Source organism: Terriglobales bacterium (genome assembly GCA_035454605.1).
In the GTDB taxonomy this organism is placed as follows: domain Bacteria; phylum Acidobacteriota; class Terriglobia; order Terriglobales; family Acidobacteriaceae; genus DATMAB01.
Genome location: DATIGQ010000189.1, coordinates 1 through 21,812 on the forward strand (window position 1 = coordinate 1; position 21,812 = coordinate 21,812).

At 61.9% G+C, this 21,812-nt stretch carries 10 protein-coding genes; 3 read left to right on the forward strand and 7 right to left on the reverse strand.

Annotation, left to right across the window (positions count from 1 at the left end; genetic code table 11):
- Both VLE48_13320 and VLE48_13325 read right to left on the reverse strand, forming a co-directional pair.
- Positions 1-1,653: metallopeptidase TldD-related protein (locus VLE48_13320; GenBank protein ID HSA93988.1), on the reverse strand; the 1,653-nt coding region annotated here is incomplete at its 3' end.
- A complete protein-coding gene (locus tag VLE48_13325) occupies positions 1,650-3,383 on the reverse strand; it encodes a metallopeptidase TldD-related protein (protein ID HSA93989.1) in 1,734 nt (577 codons plus the stop codon). The genes VLE48_13320 and VLE48_13325, both read right to left, overlap by 4 nt.
- Positions 3,384-3,548: 165 nt before the next feature.
- On the opposite strand from VLE48_13325, the gene VLE48_13330 reads away from it, so the two are divergent.
- Positions 3,549-4,793, forward strand: coding sequence for an alkaline phosphatase family protein (locus VLE48_13330; GenBank protein ID HSA93990.1), 1,245 nt, complete (start codon positions 3,549-3,551; stop codon positions 4,791-4,793).
- Between the two features lie 31 nt (positions 4,794-4,824).
- Here VLE48_13330 and VLE48_13335 read toward each other — a convergent pair whose 3' ends face one another.
- On the reverse strand, positions 4,825-6,768 hold the full coding sequence (locus tag VLE48_13335) for a sulfatase-like hydrolase/transferase (GenBank protein ID HSA93991.1): 1,944 nt from the start codon (positions 6,766-6,768) through the stop codon (positions 4,825-4,827).
- A gap of 179 nt (positions 6,769-6,947) precedes the next feature.
- On the opposite strand from VLE48_13335, the gene VLE48_13340 reads away from it, so the two are divergent.
- Together VLE48_13340 and VLE48_13345 are read left to right on the forward strand one after the other, a co-directional pair.
- Complete coding sequence (locus VLE48_13340; GenBank protein HSA93992.1) at positions 6,948-8,900, forward strand: sulfatase-like hydrolase/transferase; 1,953 nt, start codon at positions 6,948-6,950, stop codon at positions 8,898-8,900.
- Positions 8,901-8,923: 23 nt separating this feature from the next.
- The gene (locus tag VLE48_13345) at positions 8,924-10,996 is read left to right on the forward strand and encodes a sulfatase-like hydrolase/transferase (protein HSA93993.1); all 2,073 of its coding nucleotides are present in this window, start codon (positions 8,924-8,926) and stop codon (positions 10,994-10,996) included.
- A 9-nt stretch (positions 10,997-11,005) separates the two neighbouring features.
- Here the strand turns inward: VLE48_13345 and VLE48_13350 are convergent, their stop codons facing one another.
- From VLE48_13350 to VLE48_13365, 4 genes are all read right to left on the reverse strand, one after another.
- On the reverse strand, positions 11,006-12,028 hold the full coding sequence (locus VLE48_13350; GenBank protein ID HSA93994.1) for a tetratricopeptide repeat protein: 1,023 nt from the start codon (positions 12,026-12,028) through the stop codon (positions 11,006-11,008).
- 74 nt (positions 12,029-12,102) lie between these two features.
- Positions 12,103-15,768: a TonB-dependent receptor gene (locus VLE48_13355; protein HSA93995.1), complete on the reverse strand. Its 3,666-nt coding sequence runs from the start codon at positions 15,766-15,768 to the stop codon at positions 12,103-12,105.
- Between the two features lie 453 nt (positions 15,769-16,221).
- Positions 16,222-19,917, reverse strand: coding sequence for a TonB-dependent receptor (locus VLE48_13360; GenBank protein HSA93996.1), 3,696 nt, complete (start codon positions 19,915-19,917; stop codon positions 16,222-16,224).
- 113 nt (positions 19,918-20,030) lie between these two features.
- Positions 20,031-21,716 (reverse strand): CRTAC1 family protein, encoded by a 1,686-nt coding sequence (locus VLE48_13365; GenBank protein HSA93997.1) that lies wholly within the window; start codon positions 21,714-21,716, stop codon positions 20,031-20,033.
- Positions 21,717-21,812 lie beyond the last annotated feature (96 nt).

Below are 21,812 nucleotides of genomic sequence, written 5' to 3' on the forward strand. Positions count from 1 at the left end.
GGCGCCGGCGGTTCGCATGGCCGGCGGCGGGTAGGACGGCAGCGTCTCTTGCAGGCGCGTGTTGCGCTGCACTTCCAGCTCTTCGAACAGCACCGAAGGATTGATCACCGCCTTGGGGATGGCCTCGTTGCTGTTGTCGGCTTGCAGATCGTCGCCAGCGGCCACGATCTCGTTGCGCAAGGTTCGCATGTCCAGCTCGGCGAAGGTGCCGCCGCGGACCAGCTCCATGCGCCCATCGTCGGTCCATACGCGGTACATCAGCTCCGGCACTACATTGTTACCGGATGCGGCGCTGTACACCAAGATGCCGTACGGCTTGCCCTGTTGCTTGCACATTTCGATGAGCTTCTGCTTCATCTCCTCGAAGGAGTATCCCGGATTGGCGCGCACAAACAAGTTGGCAAAGCTGGCCACGGGCGCACCACCCGGCGCCGCGCGTCCGTGACCGTTGGACCGGGGAAAATCACGGATGGGCCGACGCCCAAGCAGGTAGTTGGTCAGCATGCCCTTGTCGACTACTGTGACGGGCATGGCCGTGACCCCTTCGTCGTCCAGCTCATAGCTCCCCACCAGGGTGCGGCCGTTGAAGCTGGCGATGGTGGGATCGTCCACCACGCTCAGGAAATCCGGCAGCACGCGGCTCTTGTAGTACGAGGCCCAGGGACCGGTCGTGCGGGCGGAATCGCTGGGCGCCGGCTGGTCCCCGGTGATGGCCGGGCCGACCATGTTCCAGAAGATCATTTTGGCGGCGTCGGCGGCGAACAGAACCGGACCGCGGTACGTATCCTCCACCACGGGCGCCTGGCGCAGTGCAGCGAGGTCGGCGATGAGTTTGCGCGCCGCTTCGCCCACCACTTCGGCGGACGGAAGCTCCTCCCCGCGGGCCATGACCCAGTCGCGGCTCAGGCCCAGCCGCATGCCGTCCGGCGCCTGGCTGGATGCGGTGAAGTACAGGGTGTAATTCTCCCCGCCGCTGCGGCCCACTGTGCCTTCGGTATTCACAAAGTAGCGGTTGACGCCGCGATATTCGAAATGGACATTGGCCGCGTCGATCTTGGGATCGTCGCGGAACAGGGCCGAGATATCACGCGCCAGGTCGCGACGGCCGTCCGGGTCCTTCTCTCCCGCAACCAGGGGGCCGATGGAGATCGTGCTCGCTTCGCGTGAGAAGTCGTCCACCGCGTGCTCGACCACCAAACCTTGGAGCATGGCCTGCTTCGCCGAGCGGGCCGCCAGGGCGTTCTTGTAAGCGGCGTCCGTGGCCAGCCAGAGCTGATAGCGCAGGGCCAGTTCATCGTCGCCCAGGGTGGCGAAAGCCACCTGTCCCTGGCCGGGGCCGAAATAGCTGTCGTTCTTGTAATCGCCCACCCGCACCACGGCCCGGATCAAGCGGCTGCGTTGGCGGTTCTCCTGCAGGAGGGCGCCAAACGCGGCATCCACCGAGTGTTCCTGCGCATCGGTCACCGAGTACTCGATGTAGTAAGGCCGATCGAGCTGTTCTAGTTGCAGCCGCGACCGCGAGCGCTCCAGCTCGGCGCTCATGGCGCGCAGCACGGGATAATCGCTGGTGCTCGGAGTGGGCTGCTGGGCGGGCGCGGAAATCGCTGCCAGCACCACGACCGCCCCAGCCAGAAGCCAGCCGCCACGCTTCATCGCAAGACCTCCAGAGGCCGGGCGCCGCTGTCGAACGCGGGCGGCGGCAGGATGGGAGGCCGGTTGCGCGAAACCGCCTTCTTCTGCACCTCGATCTCAGAGAACAGGATGGCCGGAGCCGCGGCCGATACCGGAACGTTGCCGCTCTCCGCTCCACAAATGCCATTGAAGACCTGGGTGGTGTCGCCGGTGATGATCAGCCGGTTCAGCGCCACCAGGGGCGTGCCTACGATGTCCACGCCGCGCACCAGCTCGTCCGGGCGCCCATCGGGATACACGCGCCACACCATGATGGGGAGGATCTGGAACGCCTGCGGCAAGAAACGCGTCGTCAACGTGAAACCGCCGGCGATGTCCTCGAAGTACAGGCCATAGGGCTTGTTCTGGCGCTTCACCTCGTCAATCAGCTTCTGGCGCAGGTGGGCGTCGGGCACGGTGTGAGTGGAACTGACAATGAGGTTGGCCTGACGCCCGACCGGCATCAGCCCTTCCTGGGCCCGGCCGTGGCCGTTGGACTCGGCGAAGCCCTGTACCGGCATGCGCGACATGAGGAAGCCTCGCAGCACACCGTCCTTCACCACTTCCGCCCGCTGCCCAGGCACGCCCTCGTCGTCATATTGGTAGTAGCCGTTGAGCTCGACTCCGTCCAGGGTCTGCAGCGTGGGGTCGTCCACCACGCTCAGGAAGTCTGGCAGAATCTTCTGGTTCACTTTCTTCGCGAAGGTCTGGCCTTCCTCGTCGCCACGCTGCCGCTGGCCCTCCAGACGGTGCCCGAGCACTTCGTGGAAGAACACAGCGGCCGCCCGTCCGGAGAGCAGCGCCGGCCCGGCGTAGGGTTCCACCAGCGGCGCCTTACGCAGCGCGCGCAGGTCCTCGGCCAGCTTGTGGATCTTTGCGGCCACCATGGCCTCGTCGGGCAAACCGTCAGGCGAGGAGGCATCAAACGTCTCGGCGCGGAATAGCTCCATGCCATCATCGGTCCGCGTCTCCGCATAGGCGATCAGACGGGTGAGCGCCTCCGAAGTCAGAACGCGTGACCCCTCGCTGGAAACAAAGTAGCGGGTGGAAGTGTCTGTCACGAGAGTGACGTAAGAGCCGTAGATTTCCGGATACTCCCGGAACAGCCCGGAGAGGCGCTTCACCCGCTCCCGCCAGACCTCGCGATCCACCCGCGACGCCGTACCCGGCCTTCCGATAAACACTTGGGGCTTCTGGCTGCTGAAGTCCGGCGAAGAGTCTTCCTCCTCCGCCTTCACCTTGTGCTCCGTCTGTACTTCCAGCAGTGCGCGCGAGGCCACCTTGTACTGGCGGTCGGTGGTCAGCCATAGAGCGCGCGCTATCGCCGCCCGGTCATCCTCAATGGGCAGCAGCGTCGAACCCAAGCCGCTGGGGCGGCGATGATTATGCGTGTTGTCGAGCTGGTGGTTGCCGACGCGCACGGTCACGTCCACCGAGCGCACCTGCCGGGAGATGGGATCGAACAGATCTCCCTGGCTGCCAGAGACCACCTCCACGCGATGCTCAGAGGCCGCGTAGCTGATGTAGTAAGGAGCGGGTTTCGCTTTGGAAAGCTCCTGCATGGCACGGCTGAGCTCTTGTTCGAGCGTCTCCAGCAGCAGGGCCGAGGACGCATCCGGTGCAGCGGGCTTGGACGCGCCGCCGGTCGCCGGAATCGAAACCAGTATCCAGGTCAGAAGGACAGCAACAGGACGAACACGAAACTGACTCATGCTAGGTATTGAGTGTACAGGAAGCCCGGAAGTTCCGTCGCCCCCCCTGGCACCGGCTGGTTCCGCTGGCAGACACCACAATTCCTGGGACAGTGCGGCCCAAAACCATCTCGCCGAAGAGTATAATTTAGCGAGTTTTGACCATATATCTGTGGGGGTTTTTTCATGTCGAACCGGTTAAGATTCATGGGCTTGGCGCTGCTGGCGCTATTTGTGGTCGGAGTCTCGGTGGCAGCCCGAGCCGAGCAGAAGGCCTCTAAGAAGAACCCGAAGGTCCTGGTGATCGGGGTCAACGGAGCAGAGTGGGACTTCCTGCGTCCGTTACTGGTGCGAGGCGAGCTGCCCAACCTTGCCCGCTTGGTCAACAACGGGACGTCGGGATACTTGAAGACCATTTCTTCACCCAACTGTCCCAAGGTGTACACCACTTTCTTTACCAGCGCTCCTCCGTCCGAGAACGGAATCACAGGTTTTGTGGTGAATGGCCAGACGGCCAACACCCACATGCTGAAGGAGGAGCCCATCTGGTCCATTCTCTCCAAGAACGGGGTTTCGGTAGGCATGGCCAATGTGCCAGGCACTTTCCCCGTAATGCCTGTAGACGGCTACATGGTCAGCGGCATGCTCACCCGCGGCAAGGACTGCGAAGACGGCGTCCTGTGCGCTCCCAAGTTGACTGAAGTCGAAGGCGGCGATGCCGTTTACCCGGCTGCGCTGAAGGACGAGCTGCTGGCCAACGTAGGCGACTTCTACATCGACTGCTCCCGCATCCCCAAGCTGGAAGCTCTTGCCGGAAACGAAGCAGAAGGCGTCAACCAATGGTTGGCGAGAGTGGATACCATCCGCGCCCAGCAAACCAAGGTTTTTGATTACCTCTTGACCAAGTACCCCAAGGACTTCACCTTCCTGGTGCAGTCGTGCGAGGACCGCGTGGGTCATTGGCTCTATCCCATCCAGCCGCACAACGTGGGCTACAACGAGAAGGTCCACCGGGCACGCGTGGACGCGTTCCCCAACCAGTACCGTGCCTTTGACAAAGTGCTGGGCATGATCCTGAAGCACGTAGATGAAAACACCTACGTGTTCCTGGTCTCCGACCACGGAATCAAGCCGCTGCGCTACGCCGACCATGGAGAGCATATGGACCATCCCATGGACAGCGTTATTGCCAAGCATGATTTCACCGATGGCGACGAGGTTCCGGGCGCTTTCATTGCCATGGGACCGGGCATCAAGAAGGGTGTCCAGTTGTCGGGTCTGCCGGTGAGCGCGTTCGATGTGGCGCCCACCATATTGCACCTCTACGGCATCCCGCAGCCCAAGCAAATGAAGGGTCGCGTGTTGACGGAACTGTTTGCGGACGGCACCAAGGTAGCGGAAGCTCCAGCCAAGACGGAGCACGCCCACTAAACCGGGTCGGACTGGAACTCAGGCGCCCCGCTCAGGGCGCCTGATCCTTTTTGAGCAGCAATGCGGCTTGGGCTTCGGCGCGTTGCGCTTCCTCCGTTCGGCCCAAACCGCGATAGGACTGGGCCAGCAGACGGTAGAGCTCTGCGCTCGGCTCGGTTTGCGCAGCACGCTCCAACTGACGGGTGGCGTCCGCGTATCGCTTCTCACCCAGCAATATGCGGGCCAGTTCGACTCGTGCCGTAGCCGCTTTCGGCCGCAGCAGCACTGCGGCCTCGAGTTGGTCGCGGGCAGCGTTGGCGTCTCCCAGACGCGCGTAGACACGACCCAGAAGCAGGCGTGCCTCGTACTGGCCGGGAGTGAGGCGTAGGGACTCGTTCAGAGCATCGCGGGCCCCCGCCAAGTCGTTTAGCTTCTCCAATGCCTGGCCTTGATACCAGGCGGCCGCGGCATCGTTGGGACGCAGCGTGCGAGCGCGCGCCAGGTGCCCGGCAGCCCTGGCGTAGTCGCCTTGCGCCAGCTCGATCTGGCCTAGCTGCAGGAAGGCCACCGCGGACGTCGCGTCCATCGCGATCGCCTCTTCCAGGGCAGCGCGGGCGATGCCGGGTTGTCCGCCTTCATCGGCCATCAGGGCGCGATGCAGCAGATTTTGGAGCTCAATCTTGTCCTTGGGGTCCGGAAGCAACGAGGGTTCGGGCACGTTGGTCTGCCCGGGATCGGTACCAAGATATCCCAGCGCCTTCAGGTGTTCCAGGGTCTCCTGCGGAACCTGCCCGGCGCTCCTCGCGGCTTCCGTGTTCGATCGGATATCCGCGAGCACGGCGCGCGCCGCTTGCACCTTTGGACTCCAAGGCTCGTAAACGTTGCGGGTTTCGCCGGGGTCCGTCGCCAGATCGTAGAACTCCGGCCGCGGCGCCTCGATGAACTTGGAATTCTCGCGCCGAACCGATCGCAGCGGCGCCCACCCAAAACGCAGCGGGTAATCAGTCTCCCCAATAGCCGGGGCTTCCGGCAGCGCTTCCCCGCTCAGAAGCGGCGTGAGCGAGCGGCCCTGAAGCTCTTCGGGTACGTTCATTTTCAATTGGGCGAGCACGGTCGGCAGGATGTCGATCGTGCGCACCTGGGTCGCATTGCTGCTGCCAGCACCGGCTCCACCTGGGAGCTTCACCATCAGGGGCACATGCAGGGTGGAGTCATAGAGGAAGATGCCGTGGGTCTCTTCCTTGTGCTCGCCCAGGCCTTCGCCGTGGTCCCCGACCACGACGATGAGCGAGGAGCGGTAGCGCTGCTGGCGGTCCAGATAAGCCAGCAGCTTGCCCAATGCGGCGTCGGCGTAGGCAATCTCGCCGTCGTACGGGTGGTCGCGAAATGTCTCTGCGAATGGGGCTGGCGCTTCGTAGGGATCGTGCGGATCATAGAGATGCACCCACACAAAGCGCGGCCCACCCCGGTTTCGCTCCATCCACTGGATGGCTCTCTCCACCACCTCCATCCCTCGCCGCTCCACCCTGCCCCAGCGGGGCGTGGACTTGGGGAGGTTCGGGAAGTTGTCGTAAGAGTCGAAGCCGCGGTCCAGACCCGGCGCCAGACTGCTGCTGTCGAGAATCACCGCTCCAATGAACGCCGCGGTATGGTAGCCGTGCTGCTTCAGCAGTTGCGCCCAGGTGGCGTGCGCACCGGCCAGGGGCACTCCGAAATCGGTGACGCCGTGCGCGCTTGGCAGGAGTCCAGTGAGAATGCTGGCATGGGAGGTGTTGGTGATCGGGCTGGGAGTGAAAGTACGAGAGAAACGGATGCCGTCGCGACACAGCCGATCGAGGGTTGGAGTTTGACCCTTTTCGTAACCGTAGCAGCCGACGTGGTCGGCCCGCACGGTGTCCAAGGTGATCAGGTAGACGTCCGGTTGTCGCTGCGCCAGGGTGCGCGGAGCGGACGCCAGCATCAGCAGGAAGACAAGAAAATATCTCTCCAAACGCATCGCAGGTCAGCCTAGCACAGTGCAAGGACCAGCAGAAACCGGCCGATGGCGGGGCCATCACGCGGTATAATGTGAGCGTTGTCCAGTGCGGCTGACCTCCCGAGGTTGGGTTCGCGCTTTTCTTGACCCTGATGTCCGTCCTTATCCCCAGAATCCTGCAATTTCGCGCCCAAGCCTCTTTGTTCTTGCTCCTCACGGCGATTGCCGCGCCGGCCGGAGCTCAAACCGGGCGCGGTGCCGCCCGTATCGCCCCGCCCAATGTCATCCTCATTACCATCGACACTTTGCGTCCCGACCATCTGAGCTGCTACGGCTACGAACGACTCCGCACCACGAACATTGACGCCCTGGCCGCCGACGGAGTGCTGTTTGAGAAGGCCTACACTCCCGTCCCCATCACGCTGCCCTCGCACGGTTCGTTGTTTACTGGCACCTATCCCATGCGCACCGGGCTGCATGACTTCAGCGGCAACCGGCTGAATCCGGAACAGCCGACCCTCGCGGGAGTGCTCCGGCGGCGCGGGTATGCTACCGGCGCCGTGGTAGGGGCGGCGGTGCTGGATTCGCGCTTTGGTCTGAATTCCGGCTTCGATTTCTATTACGACCGTTTTGATTTCAACCGCATGCTGGAAACCAACCTCGACGCCATGGAGCGCCCGGGCAACGTCGTGGCAGACGAGGCCCTGGCCTGGCTGCGCAAGAATGCGCACCGTCGTTTCCTGCTGTGGATGCACTTGTACGACCCCCATCATCCCTATAATCCGCCGGCGCCTTACGACCAGCAGTATGCGGATTCACCCTATGATGGGGAGATCGCATTTGCCGACGCTCAGGTCGGGCGGATCATCTCCTACCTAAAGCAGCAGGGGCTCTATGGGCGGACGCTCATCGTGCTGGCCGGCGATCACGGAGAAGGGCTGGGCGAACACGGAGAAAAGACCCATGGGTTTTTCATCTACAACACCACGATGCGCGTGCCTCTCATCGTCAAGCCCGCTGCTCGTGAGGCTGCAACGGTGAAGCGGGTTGCGGAACCGGTGAACCTGGTAGATGTCTTGCCTACTACGCTCGAACTGTTGAAACTACCCGTGCCTCCAGAAGTCCAAGGACGGAGCTTGCTGCCTCTTCTCCGAGGCCAGCAGACGGAACGCGTCAGTGACCTGTATGGCGAGTCCTTCTTGCCGCGCCTGCATTTCAACTGGAGTGAATTGCGCGGTATTCAGGTGGAGAACTACCACTTCATCGATGCTCCCAAGCCGGAGCTCTATGACGTGGCCGCGGATCCCAGCGAACGCACCAACCTGATTGAGCAGAAGCCCGCCGTGGCCAGCGAACTGCAGAAGAAGCTGGCAGACCTGATTGTGAACTACTCAGCAGGAAAAGAAATGGCGGAAAAGACGGGATTGGATCCAGCCATGGCCGAGCGCCTGCAAGCGCTGGGCTACGCGGCGTTCTCTGGCGGCGGCAACCCCACCATCAGCAATCGCGAACTGCCAGACCCGAAGGATCGGATCGAGATGTATGAACTGGTATCCGAGGCGCTCAACCTGAGCCAGCGCGGGCGCTATGACGAGTCCATCGAGAACCTGAAGAAGGCCGTGGCGATCGAGCCGACATCGGTCCCGACCCACTACCTGCTGGGGCTGAATTATTACCGGAAGCAAGACTGGGCCAGCGCCGCGATCGAGTTCGAGCTGGTTCTGAAGGCCAGTCCCGATTACACGCTGGCCGTATTCAACCTCGGCCTGGCCAAGGCACGGCTGGGTGAACGAGAGGAGGCGGCGCGCCTGCTGCGGCGCACGCTCGAACTCGATCCCAGCAATTTCACAGCCGCCTTCGACCTGGGTGCATTGCTGCTGCGGATGCAGCGGGTTCCCGAGAGCCTTGAGGCCTTTCGCCAGTCCATTAGGATCCTGCCGAGCTTCGGACCAGCCCATCGGGCGATTGGAGAAGTGCTGCTCTACCAAGGCAAACCGGATGAGGCGCTGGTGTCACTGCGTACCGCTTTGCGCCTCATGCCCAACAATTCAGCCGTCCGTGTCTCTATCGCTAAGGCACTGGAAATGAAGGGCTTACACCAGCAGGCACAGGAGGAGCTGCGGAAAGCCCGGTCCGGCGGATCGGCGGAATAGGCGTGAGCTACCGACGCAGAACCGTGACAGCGCTTCTGGCGGTGGCCGCGGTATGCCTGCCGTCGGTGGCACAGACGACTCGAAAGCGGCCCGTTCATACTCTCCGGCCTAACGTGTTGCTCATCACCATTGATACGCTGCGCGCCGACCGCATCGGCGCCTACGGCGCCACCAACGTCTCCACGCCCGGCATGGACGCCTTGGCCAAGGACGGCATCCTCTTCGAGCGGGCTATCGCGCAGGTTCCTCTCACGCTCCCTTCCCACGCCGGCATCCTGACCGGCATGTATCCTTTTTCCAATGGGGTGCAGGACTTCACGGGGCAACCGCTGGCACCGCAGTTCCGCACCCTGGCCCAGAGTCTGAAACAGAATGGCTACACCACCGGAGCTATCGTCAGTTCGTTCGTGCTGGACCGGAGCTGGGGACTGTCGCGCGGCTTCGATTTCTACTTTGACATGTTCGCCGGCACCAGCTTCCTGACTCACGACCTGGCGCTGGTGGAGCGCAAGGGTAACCTCAGCACCGACCGCGCCCTCGAATGGCTGACCAAGGTTTCGGCCCGGCCCTTTTTCCTCTGGCTCCATCTGTACGACCCCCATAGCCCCTACGATCCCCCGGAGCCGTTTCGTACTCAATACACCGGTCGTCTCTACGACGGCGAAGTGGCGTTCGCCGATTCGCAGTTGGCACGCGTGATCGAGTGGCTGAAGAAACGCCGCCTGTATGACAACACACTCGTGATCCTGGTGGCCGACCATGGTGAATCTCTGGGTGAGCATGGAGAGAACGAGCACGGCTTCTTCATCTACAACTCCACTGTGCACGTACCGCTCCTTGTCAAGCCGCCCGCGCGCGTGACCGTGCGTGAGCGGCGGGTCGAGCGGCCAGTAGAGATCCTGGCGGTCGCGCCTACCATCTTGGGTGTGCTGGGCATAGGCGATGAGATCCAGAAGCAGTTCCAGGCGCAGAGCCTGCTCGAAGCGGCTTCCGAAGAACAGGCAGAATCATATAGCGAAACCTTCTACACCTTCAGCTCCTTCGGATGGAGTCCGCTGCACAGCCTGCAGACCGAACGGTACCACTATATCGAGGCGCCTAAACCGGAGCTGTACGACGTCGTGGTAGATCCGGGGGAGAAAGACAACCTTGTCGAGAGCCAGCCCGCCGTGGCCGCCGTTCTGAAGGAGAAGCTCGCAGGATTGCAGCGCCGCTTCCCTGCCCCGACCCAGCAGCCGGGAGCCGGGGGGCTGGACGCGGAGACCATCGAGAAGCTGAGCGCGCTCGGTTACGTCGGCTTTCGTACTTCAGTGACGGCGGAACAGCTTGCCGCCGGCCTCGCGGACCCCAAGGATCGGGTGTGGGAGTTCAACACCATCCTGCGTGCCATTGATCTGGCGCAATTGAAGGATTACGAAAAGAGCCGCGTGCTCCTGGAACAAGTGAGGGAGAAGGAACCCAACATGTACGTCATCCCGTTCATGCTGGGCGAGGCAGCCTTGCAGCAGGAGGACTGGGTAACCGCCGCCAAGGAGCTCAAGCGTTGCCTGGAACTGAATCCCAACTTCGACCAGGCGATGACGGCGGTGGCGCGAGCCCTGCATGCGCTCGATCAGACGGAAGAAGGCATGCAGTGGCTCGACAAGGCGCTGAAGCTTAATCCGAACAACACTCGGGCCCTGTACCAGCGCGGCTGGATGCAGTTGAAGAACAATCCCGACGCAGCCGCAGCGTCGTTTCAGAAAGTCATTGATATCCAGCCGCACTTCGCGTTGGCGCGCCGCGACCTGGGCATCCTGCGCATCCGTCAGCAACGCTTCGCGGATGCGGCTGAGCACCTGGCAGAAGCTTACCGCCTCGGATTGAACGATTACCGCTTGCTGAATTTCCTGGGCATTGCCTACGGCCAAACCGGACAGACCCGGAAGGCCGTCGAAGTCTATCGAACCGCCCTCCGTGAAAAGCCGGATTTTGCTGAAGCCCATCTGAACCTGGCAGCCGCGCTGGAAAGGCTCAAGCAGCCGCAGGCAGCTCGGGCGGAGTATGAGGAAGCCTGCCGCCTGGAGCCGAAGTTCTGTCAGTATGTGCCGCGCTAAGGGGTCGTCTTACTGAGCCGGTGCGTTCGTCGCGGCTCCCTCCAGCCGCGCCAGCACTTGCCTTGCCTGGGGCGCGAGTGCGTCCTCCGGGAACACTTCCAGGAAAACCTTTAACTCATTGATGGCGTCGGCGTTGCGCTTCTGGCTAAGGTAGACGTTGACCATCTCGAGATGCGGCCGGGACTGGAGGGGATCCAGGCGCAGGGACTCGCGCAATTCACGCTCCGCATCCAGCAGCCGGCCCATGCGGGAATACACCGAGCCGAGCAGGAAGTGCCCGAGGGGGTGATTGGGTTGCTTCCGAAGGCCTTCCTCCACCATGGGCAGCGCCTCAGACAGCCGCCCTGTAAGCAGGAACACGTTGCCCAGGTTCAGGTAGCCGGCGGCATCGGTCTGGTTCAAACGGATGACTTCCTCGAACTGATCCTCTGCGTCGGAAAACTCGCCCCTGCCGGTGAGAAGGGAGCCCAGATTGTTGCGGGCGAAGTAGAAGTCCGGAGCCATTCGCACGACTTTTTCGTAGCGCTCGATGGCCTCATCTGTCTTCCCACGCTGCTCGGCGCGTACGCCACGCTCGTACTCCTTTTGCACGTCCTTGGGGTAGCGATTTAGGAACTCGGCTACGTTGATAACGTTGGGGTTCGCGCCCTCGACCACTGCGACTCCCGGCTTCTCGCGAGTCACCAACGGCTGCAGCGTGAGGAAGACTGAATTGTTGACGCGTATGGAAGGATTCACTATGACTCGCTCTTCAATCCGCCGGAACCCCTCTTCATCGATCACGAGGATGTAGGGGTTAGCGGGAAGATTTGAGAAAAAAAAGCGCCCGCTATCATCAGTGTAGATGGTGTCGACCGTGATGCCGCGAGTACTGAGAGTTACCTTGATTCGCTGTGGAGGCAGGTCGCCTCGAGCCATGCGAAGCTCGCCCAGGATGCTACCCGTCTGATCCTGCTGCGTGGAGGCGCGTGGAGTGCAAAAGAGTGCGAGGGCAAATACGATGGCAGCCCACAGCCTCAGCGGTGCACGCATCGCGCGTCCTCTGCGAAAAGAGGAATGGGGGCGTGACCGCAACCGGCCACGCCCCCGAGTTTAACAACGCTCAACTAGAAGGTCAGCTTCAAGCCGAACTGCAGGTTGCGCGCGTTGAACGTGCCCCCAGACTTTCCAAACGCCGCCCTGCGGATTTCGTTATTACCCGCACCCTGGGCGCCGGGAAGCTGGAAGTTCGTCCGGTTGAAGGCGTTGAAGAACTCCGTCCGGAACTGGAGACCCACCCGCTCGGTGATCTTGAAGTTCTTGAACACCGAGGGGTCCCAAACCCACAGGTTCGGGCCCACGAACTGGTTCCGGCCCAGATTACCGGGGCTCCCAAGAGGCGGAGCAGAAAACACGGTGCCTCCGGGATATTGCCACTGGGCGGCGCCGAAACCGTTGGCCCACATCGAGTGGGTAGCGGCATCGAACGACGAGAAGGTGGAATTGGGCCGTTCGTTGGCTTCCGCGTCCTGGTTGAAGTCACACGCTCCACGGCTGCTGCAGAACGGGCTCCAGTGAGCTCCGGTCTGGAAGCTCATGATGCCGTTAAGCTGCCAGCCGCCGAATACCGCCTCCGCGAATCCGCCCCGGCCCTTGAAGAAGGGCATCTCCCAGACGTAGTGGAAGACGATGCGATGCCGGATGTCGAAGATCGAGTTGCTGCGATCCAGATCCGGCAGCGTCATGTCGGTCGTATAGCCTTCGCCGGCGGCGGCACCGTTGGCGCTGGTGGCGCCGCTGTGCCAGGTAGAGCCACCATCCAGCGCGTGGCTCCAGGTGTAGTTGAAGGTGAAGGTCAAGCCCTTGGACATCTGCTTGCGCAGGGAGGCCTGCAGTGCGTTGTAGCTTGAACTCACCGAGTTCCGCCAGTTGCGCAGACGTCCGTAGTTGGGGTTGAGCCGGCTACCCGTACCGGTGAGTGTCCGCCCGAAGATGTCGACCACCGTCGCACCCGGGGCCATAATGCTTCCCGGAACGCGGTTGATCTGCTCCGCGCGAAACAGCTTGGTTCCCTTCGTGCCGACGTAGTTCAGTTCGAGCACCCACTTGGGAGCCAACTCCCGTTGGATGCCGAAGAACCAGTTCATCACGTAGGGATCGCGGATGCCTTCCGGCAGGACGATACCGGTGAGGAAGCCCAGGTTGGCATTCGCCGGATTCCAGGCCTGGATGTTGCCCACCGCGGTCGCGTCGCCCGCATTGCCCTGGAAGTTATTAGGATCCGCGTCGCCGATATAGGAAGGAGCCACCGCGCAGGCCGGGCAGGTGCCGCCGCCGGACTGCGGACCGTACGGAGCTTCGGGTCCGCCCCCTGTGTCATTCGTGAATGCGAGGTTGAACGAATAGTACGGCAGGTTCCAGCGCGAGTTCGAGAGCGGGTTGTACAGCGTGCCCTCGTAGGAAACACCGTAACCTCCGCGCAAGGACGTCTTGCCGTCACCGAACACATCCCAGGCGAAGCCCACGCGCGGACCCCAGTTGTTGTGGTCGCCCGCACCCAGCGAATCGGCCGGGGAGAAGCCGCCCGGACCGCAGACACCCGCCAACTGCGCAAACGGGATCTGCGTGACCGGATCGTCGCAGCCCGGATCGCCCGCAGGGATGTTCGCCGAGAAGATCTGGCCGGCGTGAGTGGTAACGTCATCCACCAGGTTGTTGCCTGGCCCCAAGAGGAACGTGGTTTCCAGGTCGTTCTGCTCGTTATGGCGCGCGTACAGGTCGTAGCGGATCCCCAGGTTCAGGGTCAGGTTGCGCGTGACTTTCCAGTCATCCTGAAAGTAGAAGCCGTATTCCCAGTTGCGGAAGTGCCGGATATTGCTGGCCAAGTGCGAGGGCGCGCCGGATACGATTCCAGGATCCACGCCGGCTACCAGACCGTACGGCGCATCCACGGCGAAGTGCAACGGGTCGATGAAGTAATACGACGGCCGGCCCACGTTGAATTCGCTGTTTTCGATGTTACGGCGGATATCCGCCCCCATCTTCAGGCTGTGGTTCCCCTTGGTGATGGAAACCATGTCCGCGTAGCTGTAGATGTGCTCCTTGAAGAACTGCGGGTAGCCGTTGTAGGAGCCGAAGCCCATGGTGCCATCCGTTAGGTAAATGGAAGGCACGCCCGGAATGCCGGCGACGTACCTGGAGTAGCTGCCCGCGTATCCGAAGCGGAACTCATTCAGGATGGTGGGGCTGAAGGTGTGGATGTAGTTGAACTGTCCGTTGGGGAAGGTAAAGCGGGTGGGGTTGATGAACCCACGGCCGCCCGTGGTGCCGCCCAGGGTGTCGTTCTGCTGTCCATAGGCGAACTGGGCAAAGATGCGGTCGTTCTGCCCCACGTTCCAGTCGATGCGGGCCGAGTACTCATTGCCATCCCGCAGGTTGGCTTGCAGCCGGCTGGGCGCGATGTTAAGACCTGCGTTAAGGGCGTTAGCATCGCGGTTGAAGCTTCCCAGAGGAGCCTGAATGGCCGGAATCGTCGTACAGCCGTCGGCCATCAGCTGCGCCTGGTCCCCCGCGGTCACGCCAATCAGGTTAGCGATGTTTGCGCTGGTGGCGGCGTTGCCGGTGAAGTCCGGACAGAGGCCGAAATACCCATCGCCGACGAGGTCATTGAAGCTACCGATGGGGTTGCCCTGAGCGAAGGGAATGAAATCGGCGTACAGCAAGGACGAAACGGAACCATTCGCGCCGCCACCCGCCGTGCCCGGACCGAAGGTCGAGATGACGGCAGCACGGAACTCCGGACTCTCAATGACCGTGGGTACCGGGTTGCTGAAGGTCCGGAAGCGGTTCCCCTGATAGGACAGGAAGAAGAACAGCTTGTCCTTGAAGATGGGTCCGCCAAAAGTGCCGCCGAACTGGTTGAAACGCAATGGGCATTTCAAGTGCTCGGGCGCGTCGCCGCCCTGGTTGCAGGGAGCCGCCGGGTCGCCCGCCTCACTGGCGAAGAACGGCTTGGCGTCGAACACGTCATTGCGCACGAACCACCAGCCGCTGCCGTGGAAGCTGTTGGTGCCGCTCTTGGTCACCAAGTTGGTGACGGAGCCGGCGCTGTTTCCGTACTGGGCGGAGTTGTTGAGGGTCAGGAGTTGGAATTCAGCCACCGTGTCCTCGATGGGACGGTTGATGGCGCCACCGCTCAGGCCCTTGTTAGACACGCCGTTGATGAGGAACCCGTTGAAGTTCAGGCGAGTGCCGTTGACCACCGCGTCCTCACCGTTTTCCGTGAGCACGCTATCCACGTTCACCGCTCCGGGCGCAAGCTGGAGCAGCGAGAACACGTTGCGGCCGTTCAACGGCAGGTTCTGAATCTGCGTGGAACCCACTGTGTTGGCCAGTTTGGAGTCCACGGTGTTGACCGGGGCAGCTTCCTCGGTTACTTCCACCACTTCAGAAGCGCCGCCGACTTCCAACTTGAAGTCCAAACGGTAGGTCACGCCGGCGTTGACTTCCACACCGGACTTGCTGGAGGTCTTGAAACCGGAGGCCTCGACCGTCACTTTGTAGGTCCCGATCTGCAACTCACGGATGAGGAAACCTCCCGTGTTGCTGGTCTGTGCGCTGGTCTTGAGGTCGGTGCCGACGTTGGTCGCCGTCACCTTCGCGTTCGGTAGGGCTGCCCCTGTGGGGTCGGTCACCGTGCCGGTGATCTGCCCGTTCTGGACCTGGGCCATGGCGGTCATCGCACACAGCACCACAGCCACCAAAGCAAGGCTAAATCGAACTCGATTGTGCATTCTTACCCCCTCCCGGAGGTGAATCCAGGGTCGGTTCCTTAACATCATGGTTGGTCTTGTACCCCAAAATGGACACAACAAGCCTTGAAATTCTACCGTCACACATGCATGTGACGTGCCTAAATCTTCTTATTGAAAACAAAGGGGTTAGCAGGACACACTCAGATTGAGAATACGGATAAAGGAAAGTAAGGGCCAGGGTGGTACCAATTTTCATATTCCTTACCTACCTAGTGGGCTAAGTAGCTGATTTGTAGGTCCAAAACGCTCTCTTAGCGGGACGGCACCGGGAGGCTTCGCGCCGGGTTGCTTACTGACCTTCTGAAACGGAGATGGCAGGGATAGACGCGACGCTCTTGGGGGGGCAGACAGGCCTGGATGGGAGCGGATCCTGAGGGGACCAAGCCCGGTCCGTGTCAGAACCGGGCTTGGGTTGAATCGTGCGGGTCGGGCCTAAAAGTTCAACTTCAGACCAAACTGCATGTTGCGCGGGTTGAAGGTCCCGCCCGCCTGTCCGAAGTTACCGGCATTGACCCTGAGGTTGGTGGCGCCGCTGGCACCGGGGAGTTGGAAGTTGGCGCGGTTGAAGAGGTTGAACGTCTCGGCCCGGAACTGCAAGCCAACCCGCTCCGAGATACGGATGTTCTTGAAGACCGACATGTCCACGCCGAAGAAATCCGGGCCAACAAAAGTATTGCGTCCCAGATTCCCGACGCAGCCCAAACAAGGCGTGCTGAAGAAGCCGCCGCCGATCTGGAACTGCGGTCCCCACCCGTTCGCCCACTGGGAGTGCGAAGGGTTGAAGTTGTTGGCGACGGCGTCCGGACGATCGTTACGCTCGCCGTCCAGGTTAAAGTCACCGGCATCGTTCGAACAGAGGCTGGCGAGGATTCCTGCCTGCGAGCAATCTCCGGAGAGGGCGCGGTTGCGGCGGTCGAACGGGCTCCAGTGGGCTCCCTTTTGGTAACTGACGATGCCGTTCCACTGCCAGCCGCCGAATACCGCTTCCAGCGCTCCGCCGTGCCCCTTAAAGAACGGGAGCTCGTAAACGTAGTTGGCCACGAAACGGTGGCGGATGTCGAAAATCGAATTGCCCCGATCCAGGCCGGGAAGGGTCTGGTCCGAGGTAAAGCCCTCGCCGCCCGCCTGCTGGTTGGACGTGGTGGCGCCGCTATGCCAAGTGGAGCCACCGTCGATGGAATGGCTCCAAGTGTAGGCAACGTTGAACATCAGGCCCTTGCTCATCTGCTTCCGCAGGCCGACCTGAAGCGCGTTGTAGCTGGAGTTCACGACATTCTTCCACACGCGCAATGTGCCGTAGTTGGGATTCAAACGTCCCAGAGGGTTCAAAGCGCCTACCTGGCTGCAAAGGGTGCGCCCGAAGGTGTCCTGGACGCAGGTGCCCTGTGGCAGGCGCCCACCGGGTATACGGTTCGCGTTTTCTGCGCGGAACAGTTTGTGTCCCGCCGTACCCACGTAGTTGACTTCCAGCACCAGCTTGTTCACCAGTTCATGCTGAATGCCAAAGAACCAGTTGTGGACGTAGGGGTCGCGGATGCCCTCCGGATAGACGATGCCGGTGAGGAACGCCGCGTTGGGATTGGTAACAACCCAGCCGCTGAGGTTGCCCACGGCCTGCGCACCCACGCCCTGGCCCGGATTGGTGGCCGGACCGTCAAAGCTTGGCGGTTCGCCCGGATTCTGCGGTCCAAAGACCACGGTATCGGTTCCGCCAGCCAGGAAGTTGACTGCAGCGTTGAAGGAGTAGAACGGCAGATTCCAGCGCGAGTTAGAGAGCGGGTTGTAGAGCGTGCCTTCGTAGGAGATCCCGTAACCGCCGCGCAGCGAGGTGCGGCCGTTCCCGAAGATGTCCCAGGCGAAGCCCACGCGTGGACCGAAGTTGTTGTGATCGGCGCCTCCCAGGGTTTCGGCAGCAGTAAATCCGCCCGGCCCGCAAACACCCGCTAGCTGAGCCAGGGGAATCTGGGTCACAGGGTCACTGCAGCCCGCACCGCCCGCCGGAGCGTTGGCGTCACGAACCTGCCCTGCGCCGGTGGTGATGTCGTCAATCTCCGCTCGACCCGGCCCCTTCAGAAAAGTTGTGACCAGGCCATCGAGCTCGTTGTGCCGACTGTAGAGGTCGTAGCGGAGGCCGAGGTTGAGCGTCAGATTGCGCGTAACCTTCCAGTCATCCTGGAAGTAGAAGCCCAGTTCGACGTTCCGCCAGTGACGGTTGTTCGATGCCAGTTGTGCTGGCTGTCCCGAGATGATTCCCGGATCCACGCCTGCCGTCTCGCTGTAGGGAGAGTCGGCGGCAAAGAACAAGGCGTCAAAGAAGTAGTACGACGGGCGGGCCACGTTGAATTCACTGTTTTCGATGTTGCGCCTTACTTCTCCGCCGATCTTGATGTTGTGGTTGCCGTGGTTGAGAGAAACCATGTCGGAGTACGTGTACACGTGCTCCTTAAAGAACTGTGGGTAGCCGTTGTAGGACCCGAAACCCATCAGGCCGTCGTCGAAGCGCAGGTCCGGCACGCCCGGCAGCGCGGTCTTGACCGTCTGCACCAGGGAGCTGTAACCAGCACGGAATTCGTTGAGTACCGTAGGACTGAACGTGTGGATGTAGTTGAACTGGAAGTTGGGCGTGATCTGGCGGGAGGGATTGAGGAACGCTGGTCCGCGTCCCGCGCTGTTATTCCCGTTGGGTGGTCCAAAGGAATTGTTGATGCGGTTCCAGTTGAACTGCGTGAACAACCGGTCGTTGACCCCTACGTTGTAATCCAGGCGCGCGGAGGCTTCGTAGCCATTGAACAGATTGCCGGTTCCGGTGCCGAAGCCGGTCTGGTCCTGGGAGCCGTTGAAGGCCAGAGTATTGACGAGGAAAGGCAGGGTACGGTCGAACGTCCCGGCCTGTAGACCCGGAATCACGCTGCAACCTGCCGCCGTCAGGTCAGCCTGGTCCTGCGCCGTGACGCCGATCACGTTCGCAATAGAAGCGGCGATGGCCGGGCTGCTGTTGTCCTGGCACAGATAATCGGCCAGGCTGCCGAAGCCGGAACCAGATACCCCGCTGGCCACATAGTCCGACAGTGTGCCGGCCGGAGTGCCGAGCACCGTGGGAGCGAAGTTGCCATAGAGTAGGGCGGCGGTGGAATTGGGCAGGGCGGCAATCACCGCGTCACGCCACGCCTGCGACTCGGCTTGCAATACGGTGGGCGGAGCCGACTCCCGGAAGCGGTCATTCTGATAGGACAAGAAGAAGAACAGCTTGTCCTTCTTAACAGGGCCGCCGAAGGTACCGCCGAACTGGTTGAAGCGGAGCGGTTGCTTTTCGATGCCCTGCTGGTTCAGGAAAAAGGAGTTGGCGTCAAACACGTCGTTGCGGTTGAACCACCAGGCGCTGCCATGGAAGCTATTGGTGCCTGACTTGCTCACCAGGTTCGTGATGGAGGCGGCGCTGTTGCCGTATTGCGCCGACATATTCAAGGTGAGAAGCTGGAACTCCTGGACCGTGTCCTCCACCGGCTGGTTCACGGCACCACCGCTAAGGCCCTTGTTGGAAACACCGTTAAGCAGGAAGCCGTTGAAATTCTCCCGGAGGCCGTTGACGACCGTGTTGGCGCCGTTCTCAGCCACCACGCCGCGCACGTTGACCGCTCCGGGGGCGAGTTGGATCAAATCGTAGACGTTGCGGCCGTTCAGCGGCAGGTTCTGGATTTGCGTGGAGTTGACGGTCGAAGCCAGCTTGGAGTCTACGGTGTTGACCGGCGGCGCGGCGTCGGTCACTTCCACCGTCTCAGAGGCTTGGCCTATGTGCATCTTGAAGTCGGCGCGCTGAATCGTCCCGGCATTCAGCGTCAACGCCGAACCAGTGGCACGCTTGAAGCCCGAGGCCTCTACCTGCAGGTTGTACTGGCCCGGCGGAAGTTCGCGTGCGTTGTAGATGCCGGCTTCGTTGGTGGTGACGGCCGTGCTCAGGCCCGTGCCGGTATTGGTGATCTTGACGGTGGCGTTGGGGATGGCGGCGCCGGTCGGGTCCGTTACCAAGCCGGTGAACTGGCCGTTCTGGATCTGAGCGGCCGCCGTGAAGGTTAACGCCAAAAGCAGGCAAAAACAACAGACAGCAAAACCAACATAATCTCGCTTCATACCGTTCCCCTTTCGACTCTGAGGTCGCTTGTTCAAGAACACCGCCGCCGGATACACCTTGGCCGGGTCCGATGCTCAAGTGCGTAACTGTTTCGTGGGACGCGGAAGGCTGGCTACAACTTTGGGACTGGACGCGGGCTGGCCGGTGCGGATTGCCCCCTCAACGTGGCAGACGGCCGGACGAGAGCACGTAGGATTCCTTTCCCCTCCTCGATCACAATCTCCTGGTTGGCAGTCACATCGGTTGTTGTGTCCGTCGCACCGGAGGGCCAGCGCACCACGATCCGGTCGGCACGAGTAGCCTTCCCTAGACCGAAATGCAGGCTGGGATCACTTGAGGAAAGATAGCTGCTGGAAGCTCTCACCTCGTCGCTTTGGCTAAGAGAGCCGGCGGTCACCTCGACTCGCGCGCCGTAGCCATCGCGATTGGACCTGGCGCCCACGGTCCGGATTCTCAGCCAATTGCCGGCAGCGGGGGCCACGTTGTGGAGGACCGTGGGCGAGTCGTCCAGGTTGGTGAGCAGGAGATCGAGGTGGCCGTCGTTGTCGAAGTCGGCGACAGCGAGCCCTCGGCTGACTCGGTTGACGGCAAGCGCTCGGCCGACGCGCTCGCCCACTTCCTCCATACGGCCGTTGCCCAGGTTGTGGAACAACAGGCTGCGCTGGGCATAGGTCACGCCGAAGGTGTGCTGGTCCACCTGCGGATTGACGTGGCCATTGGCCACGAAGATATCCTTCCAGCCGTCGTTGTCGAAGTCGAAGAAGCGCACTCCAAAACCGAGCAGGGGGACGCTGACCGGCCCGAAGCCTGCGCGCCCAGCCATGTCCGTGAAATTGCCGTTGCCGTTGTTGCGGTAAAGGTTGTTGCTGTCGTCGGAGAAGTTGGTCTTGGCGAGGTCGGGACGGCCGTCATTGTCGTAATCGCCGAGATCGACACCCATCCCGGCCTGCTCCCGGCCGTCCTCGCTGTAGGCCACGCCGGCGGTGATTCCGTCTTCTTTCAGTCCACCCTTGCAGTCGCCCAAATACAGCAGGCTGGGTGACGAGTCATTGGCGATGTAAACGTCCTGACAGCCGTCACCGTTGACGTCCCCCCAGATGACTCCAAGGCCGTAATAGGCCTGCGGGTCGATACCCAGCTTCTCGGTGACGTCGGTGAAGGTGCCGTCGCCGCTATTGCGATAGAGGCGGTCGCGCGAACCCTTCAATCCACGCGGGCCGCAAGAGACCGGGATGCCGCGATACTGGCAGAAGGGACCGCTCCCGAAAGCCGGCAGGTGGTCAAGATCGAGATCGACGTAGTTCGCAACATAGAGGTCGAGAAATCCGTCGTTGTCATAATCGCCGAATGCTGCGCTGGTGCCCCAGCGGCCTTCATTGCTTACGCCCGCGGCGGCGGTGACATCCACGAAAGCGCCTTTGCCCGTGTTGCGGAACAACCGTCCCCCGGTGAAGTAGGTCACGTACAGGTCCGGCCAGCCATCATTATCGAAGTCGCCGACAGCAGCGCCGTGTCCCCAGCCTGCCGCTGCCAAACCCGCAGCCTCGGTTACGTCCGTGAACGCACCATCGCCGTTGTTGCGATACAGCTTGCTGCCCGGATGCTTGCCGCTGCGCAGCCCCTCGAGCGTAGAGCCGTTGACCAGGAAGATGTCCACTGCGCCGTCGCGGTCGTAGTCGAAAAGAGCGACACCGCCGCACAGGGTCTCCATGATGTAGAGCTTTTGCGGGCTGCCGCAGGTGAGGTGAAACTGAATTCCGGCCTTGGCGGTTACATCTTCGAAGAGTGCAGGCGCCACGGGAACTCGAGGCCGTGGTCTGGTTGTGCGAGTCCCTTGTCCGAACAAAGGCAGGCTAAGGAGCAGCAACAGGACGGCTGCGAGGCCTGGGCAGCG

Bases quoted from the DNA above. Each gene is read 5' to 3' on its own strand.
- VLE48_13360 (HSA93996.1), bottom strand. From the start codon at position 19,917: ATGAAGCGAGATTATGTTGGTTTTGCTGTCTGTTGTTTTTGCCTGCTT.
- VLE48_13325 (HSA93989.1), bottom strand. From the start codon at position 3,383: ATGAGTCAGTTTCGTGTTCGTCCTGTTGCTGTCCTTCTGACCTGGATA.
- VLE48_13355 (HSA93995.1), bottom strand. From the start codon at position 15,768: ATGCACAATCGAGTTCGATTTAGCCTTGCTTTGGTGGCTGTGGTGCTG.
- VLE48_13350 (HSA93994.1), bottom strand. From the start codon at position 12,028: ATGCGTGCACCGCTGAGGCTGTGGGCTGCCATCGTATTTGCCCTCGCA.
- VLE48_13330 (HSA93990.1), top strand. From the start codon at position 3,549: ATGTCGAACCGGTTAAGATTCATGGGCTTGGCGCTGCTGGCGCTATTT.
- VLE48_13335 (HSA93991.1), bottom strand. From the start codon at position 6,768: ATGCGTTTGGAGAGATATTTTCTTGTCTTCCTGCTGATGCTGGCGTCC.